At 74.2% G+C, this 5,074-nt stretch carries 6 protein-coding genes; all 6 read left to right on the forward strand.

Annotated elements, in window-relative coordinates; all coding sequences use genetic code 11:
• The first annotated feature begins 29 nt into the window (after positions 1–29).
• From ABTZ99_RS30320 to ABTZ99_RS30345, 6 genes are read left to right on the forward strand one after another with little or no spacing between them, the layout of a single operon-like run.
• A complete protein-coding gene (locus ABTZ99_RS30320; protein WP_499616047.1) occupies positions 30–803 on the forward strand; it encodes a thioesterase II family protein in 774 nt (257 codons plus the stop codon).
• A gap of 11 nt (positions 804–814) precedes the next feature.
• Positions 815–1,795, forward strand: a complete 981-nt coding sequence (locus tag ABTZ99_RS30325) for a TauD/TfdA family dioxygenase (RefSeq protein WP_498783563.1) — start codon at positions 815–817, stop codon at positions 1,793–1,795.
• 3 nt (positions 1,796–1,798) lie between these two features.
• The gene (fabI, locus tag ABTZ99_RS30330) at positions 1,799–2,623 is read left to right on the forward strand and encodes an enoyl-ACP reductase FabI (protein ID WP_499616050.1); all 825 of its coding nucleotides are present in this window, start codon (positions 1,799–1,801) and stop codon (positions 2,621–2,623) included.
• A 9-nt stretch (positions 2,624–2,632) separates the two neighbouring features.
• Positions 2,633–3,250, forward strand: coding sequence for a hypothetical protein (locus ABTZ99_RS30335; protein ID WP_499616053.1), 618 nt, complete (start codon positions 2,633–2,635; stop codon positions 3,248–3,250).
• The gene (locus ABTZ99_RS30340; protein ID WP_498783568.1) at positions 3,247–4,200 is read left to right on the forward strand and encodes an ATP-binding cassette domain-containing protein; all 954 of its coding nucleotides are present in this window, start codon (positions 3,247–3,249) and stop codon (positions 4,198–4,200) included. The genes ABTZ99_RS30335 and ABTZ99_RS30340 overlap by 4 nt, the downstream gene beginning before the upstream one ends.
• Entirely contained in the window at positions 4,197–4,997 is an 801-nt protein-coding gene (locus tag ABTZ99_RS30345) for an ABC transporter permease (protein ID WP_498783570.1), read from the forward strand. The genes ABTZ99_RS30340 and ABTZ99_RS30345 overlap by 4 nt, the downstream gene beginning before the upstream one ends.
• The last annotated feature ends 77 nt before the right edge of the window (positions 4,998–5,074 follow it).

Raw genomic sequence — 5,074 nt, forward strand, 5'->3', positions numbered from 1 at the left:
GCAGACCCGTCTACGACAAGGAGGCGCGCATGGCGGCCACGACCACCGCCGACCGCTGGCTGCGCACGCGCACACCCCGGCCGTCGGCCGCGACGACCCTCGTGTGCCTGCCGCACGCGGGTGGATCGGCGAGCTACTACCGCGACTGGGGCGGGCGGCTGCCCGCGTCGGTCGAGGTGCGCGTCGTGCAGTACCCCGGCCGGGAGGAACGCCTCGTCGACGAGCCGGTCGACGACATGGAGGTGATGGCCGACGTGCTCGCCGACGTCCTCGCGCCGCTGTCCGACCGGCCCGTCGTGCTGTTCGGGCACAGCATGGGCGCGGCCATCGCCTACGAGGTGACCCGGCGGTGCGAGGAGCGCGGCCACCCGCCGGCCCTGCTCGTGGCCTCCGGGTTCACCGCGCCGCACCGCCGCACGCCCGGCGACCTGCACACCCGGGACGACGACGCGCTCGTCGCCGAGATCACCCGCGTGTCCGGCGCCGACGCCGCCGCGCTGGGCAGCCCCGACCTGCGCGACCTGCTGCTGCCGATGATCCGCGCCGACTACCGGCTCATCGAGCGGTACGCGCCCGCCGCGCCGCCACCCGTGGCCACGCCGCTCGTGGTCTACCGCGGCGACGCCGACCCGGACGTCGACGCGGACGGCGGCGAGGCGTGGCGCGACCTCGCCGCGTCCGGCGAGCTGCGCGAGCACCGCGCGTTCGACGGCGGCCACTTCTACTTCCGGCACGACCCGACCGCCCTGCTCGGGGCGATCTCCGCACAGCTCGGGCGGGTCCGCCCGGTGACGACCCACTGAGGGTGAGGGACATGTTGTTGGCCAACGAAGACACGCTGACCACCGCCACGCTGGACGCCGTCGAGCACGAGTGGCTCGACCGGATCGCCCGCGACCTGCTGGACGTGGCCGGCGGGCGGCTCGACAGCCCCGAGTGGGTGGCCGCCGCACGGCGGGCGTGGGAGGACGCGCCCGCGACGCTGAGGCACGCGCTCAAGGAGTTCCGCCGCGACTCGGGCGCGGGCGGCGCGCTGCTGCTGCGCAACCTGCCCGTGGACGAGGACAACCTCCCGCCGACGCCGAAGGCCGAGGGCTCCGTGGTGCGCGAGGCGACGGTGTCCGCCGCCGTGCTCGTGCTCGTGGCGCACGGCCTCGGCGACCCGGGCGCGTTCCGGGCGGAGAAGTCCGGCGCGCTGGTGCAGAACGTGGTGCCGGTGCCGGGCAAGGAGGAGGTGCAGGGCAACGTCGGGTCGGCGCACCTGACGTTCCACACCGAGAACGCCTTCCACCAGCACCGGCCCGACTTCGTGCTGCTGGGGTGCGTGCGGCCGGACCACGAGCGGATCGCCGAGCTGCGGCTGGTGTGCTCGCGCCAGGTGCTGCCGAAGCTGGGCGAGCAGGCCCGCTCGGCGCTGTCGTCGGCGGAGTTCGTCACCGCGCCGCCGCCCTCGTTCGGCGCGACGTCCGGCGAGGTGCCGCCGCGAGCCGTGCTGCACGGCGACGCGGACGACCCGGACCTGTGCATCGACCAGGCGGCCACCCGGCCCGTCACCGAACGCGCGGTCGCGGCGATGGCCGAGCTGGGCGAGCTGTTCGACAACTCGTTCAACGCGCTGCGGCTGACCGCGGGCGACCTGGCGATCGTGGACAACCGGGTCACCGTGCACGGCCGGTCGGCGTTCACCCCGCGCTACGACGGCGCGGACCGCTGGCTGCAGCGCACGTTCGTCTTCGCCGACCTCCGCCGCTCCCGGGGCCACCGCCCCGGTGACGGCTACGTGCTGGAGAGCTGAGCCGTGGACCTGCTGAAGGGCAAGACCCTGCTCGTCACGGGCGTGCTCACGCCGACCTCCATCGCCTACCACGTGGCACGCCTGGCGCAGGAGGAAGGCGCGAACGTCGTCCTCACCGCCTACGGCCGGGTGCGGCTGGTGGAACGGCTCGCGCAACGCCTGCCGTCACCCGCGCCGGTGGTGGAGCTGGACGTCACCGACGCCGAGCACCTCGCGTCCCTGCCGACCCGGATCGCCGCGCACGCGGACCGGATCGACGGCGTGCTGCACTCCGTCGCCTACGCGCCGGCCGAAGCGCTCGGCGGCAACTTCCTCACCGCGCGGTGGGACGACGTCGCGCCCGCGTTCCACGTCTCCGCCTACTCGTTGCAGGCGCTCGTGCGTGCCGTGCGGCCGATGCTGCGGCCGGGCAGTTCGGTGGTGGGCCTGGACTTCGACGCCTCGCACGCCTACGCCGAGTACGACTGGATGGGCGTGGCGAAGGCGGCGCTGGAGTCCTGCGCCCGGTACCTGGCGTCCTACCTCGGCCGCGACGGCATCCGCGTCAACCTCGTCGCCGCCGGTCCGCTGCGCACCACCGCGGCCGTCGCGATCGGGCCGGGCGGCGACGAGGCCGCCCGCCGTGAAGGCCTGCGGTGGCACGGCAAGTCGCCGCTGGGCTGGGACGACCAGGAGTTCACGCCCGTCGCCCGCGCGTGCGTGGCCCTGCTGTCGGACTGGTTCCCCGCGACGACCGGCGAGATCGTCCACGTCGACGGCGGCGCGCACGTGATCGGGGACCGGCCCGGTGTCCCCGTCACGGCGCCGTCCCCGTCGGCGGGCTCGTGATCACGGGGGATGGGGTTCCCGGTGCCGGCTCAAGGGCTTCAAGCACAGGCGGGGCAGGACCCGTTCGTGCTGTACCTGATCGTGGCGTGCGAGATCGCCTTCTGGGTCGTGCTGGCCTCGGGGCTGCTCGCCCGGTACGCGCTGCGGATGCCCCGCCTCGGCGGCGTGCTGCTGCTGGGCGTGCCGGTGGTCGACCTGGTGCTGGTGGTGGCGTGCGCCGTCGACCTGCGCACGGGCGGCACGCCGGGCATGACGCACAGCCTGGCCGCGGCCTACCTGGGCATCAGCGTGGCGTTCGGCCCTCACCTGGTGCGGCGGGCGGACGCGTGGTTCGCGCACCGCTTCGCCGGCGGCCCGCCACCGGCGCGCCCGCCCCGGCACGGCCGGGCGCGGCAGCACCACGAGTGGGCGATGTGGCTGCGCTGCCTCGCGGCGCTGGCCATCTCGTCGGCGTTGACGCTGGTGATGTTCCTGATCGGCGGGCCGAGCACGGTCGAGCTGTGGAACTTCGAGATCCAGCTCGCCGCCGTCACCGCGATCTGGCTCGTCGGCTGGCCGGTGCGCGTGACGCTGTTCCCGCCCAGGGCGCCGGTCGGGGCGGACGACCACACGGAGGAGGAGCGGTGACCGCAGCCGTCGAGGCGCGAGGCGTCGTCAAGTCGTACAAGGCGCACCGCGCCCTCGACGGCGTGGACCTGACCGTGCCCACCGGGACGGTGCTGGGGTTGTTGGGCCCCAACGGCGCCGGCAAGACCACGATGGTGCGGGTGCTGACGACGTTGCTGCGGCCGGACGCGGGCGACATCCGCGTGGCCGGCTTCGACGTGGTCTCGCAGTCGGCCGACGTGCGCCGCAGCATCGGCCTGTCCGGGCAGTACGCGGCCGTGGACGAGAGCCTGACCGGGTACGAGAACCTGTACCTGGTCGGCAGGCTGTACGGCTACAAGGCCGCCGCGGCGCGGGCGCGGGCCCGGGAGCTGCTGGCGCTGTTCCGGCTGGAGCAGGCCGCGTCCCGGCTGCTGCGCACCTACTCGGGCGGCATGCGGCGGCGGCTCGACCTGGCGGGCGCGCTCGTCGCCCGGCCACCGGTGGTGGTGCTGGACGAGCCGACCACGGGCCTGGACCCGCGGTCTCGCCTGGACACCTGGGAGATGGTGCGGCGGCTCGTGGACGACGGCGCGTCCGTGCTGCTCACGACCCAGTACCTGGAGGAGGCCGACCACCTGGCCGACTCGATCGTGGTGATCGACCGGGGTCGGGTGGTGGAGCGGGGCACGTCCGACGAGCTGAAGGCCCGCGTCGGCAGCGAACGCCTGGAGATCGTCGTCGCCGACCACGCGGACCTGCCCGAGCTGACCCGCGTGCTAGCCGAGGTCGGCGCGGCCGAGCCCGTGGTGGACGAGCACCTGCGCCGGGCGCACGTGCTGGTGCACGTCGGCCCGAAGACGTTGATGGAGGCGTTGCAGCGGCTGGACGCGCGGGACGTGCGGGTGCTCGACGTGTCGCTGCACCGGCCCAAGCTGGACGACGTGTTCCTGATGCTCACCGACCGCGCCGACGACGGGGAGGACTCGTGACCGCAGTGGCCAAGGTGGCCGTCGACGGCTGGATGATCGCCTGGCGCAACCTGCTGCACGTCCGGCGCAGCGTCGACTGGGCGTTCGCCGCGGTGGTGCAACCGGTGATGTTCGTGCTGCTGTTCGGGTTCGTGTTCGGCGGCCTGCTCGGCGGCGCGGCGTACCGCGAGTACCTGCTGGCGGGCATCCTGGTGCAGACGCTGGCGTTCAACTCCGCGTTCACCGTCATCGGCCTGTCGACGGACCTGCGCAAGGGCTTCATCGACCGGCTGCGGTCGCTGCCGATGTCCGGTGTGTCGGTGATGGTCGGCCGCACGCTGTCCGACCTGGCGGTGAGCGTGGTGGCGATGCTCGTGACGTGCCTGTGCGGCCTGCTCATCGGCTGGCGGGTGCGCGGCAGCTTCCTGGACGCGGTGCTGGCGTTCCTGGTGCTGCTGGTGTTCGCGTTCGCCATGTCGTGGATCGGGGCGCTCATCGGGCTGGTCTCGCCGAGCCCGGAGGCCGCGCAGAGCGCCGGCCTGATCTGGCTGACCCCGCTGACGTTCGTGTCGTCCGGGTTCGTGCCGGAGGAGTCGATGCCGGGCCCGCTGCGCGTGATCGCCGAGTGGAACCCGCTGACCGCCGTGATCAACGCGGTGCGCGGGTTGTTCGGCAACACCGTGCCGGGGCTGGACGTCGTGTCCGGCTCGTGGCCCGACGACCACGCGCTGACCTACGCGTGGCTGTCGTCGCTGCTGATCGTGGCGGTGTTCGTGCCGCTGAGCATGCGCGCCTACCGGCGGGTCGCCGCCCGGTGAGCGGTCCTACGGCGGTAGGTGGGACGGGGGGCCGGGGCCCCCAGCGCGCCGGCGCCCCGGGGGGGCGCCGCCCGCCC

This window comes from Actinosynnema sp. NPDC002837 (assembly GCF_040295345.1).
In the GTDB taxonomy this organism is placed as follows: Bacteria; Actinomycetota; Actinomycetes; order Mycobacteriales; family Pseudonocardiaceae; genus Actinosynnema.

Bases quoted from the DNA above. Each gene is read 5' to 3' on its own strand.
- ABTZ99_RS30320 (WP_499616047.1), top strand. From the start codon at position 30: ATGGCGGCCACGACCACCGCCGACCGCTGGCTGCGCACGCGCACACCC.
- ABTZ99_RS30325 (WP_498783563.1), top strand. From the start codon at position 815: ATGTTGTTGGCCAACGAAGACACGCTGACCACCGCCACGCTGGACGCC.
- ABTZ99_RS30335 (WP_499616053.1), top strand. From the start codon at position 2,633: ATGGGGTTCCCGGTGCCGGCTCAAGGGCTTCAAGCACAGGCGGGGCAG.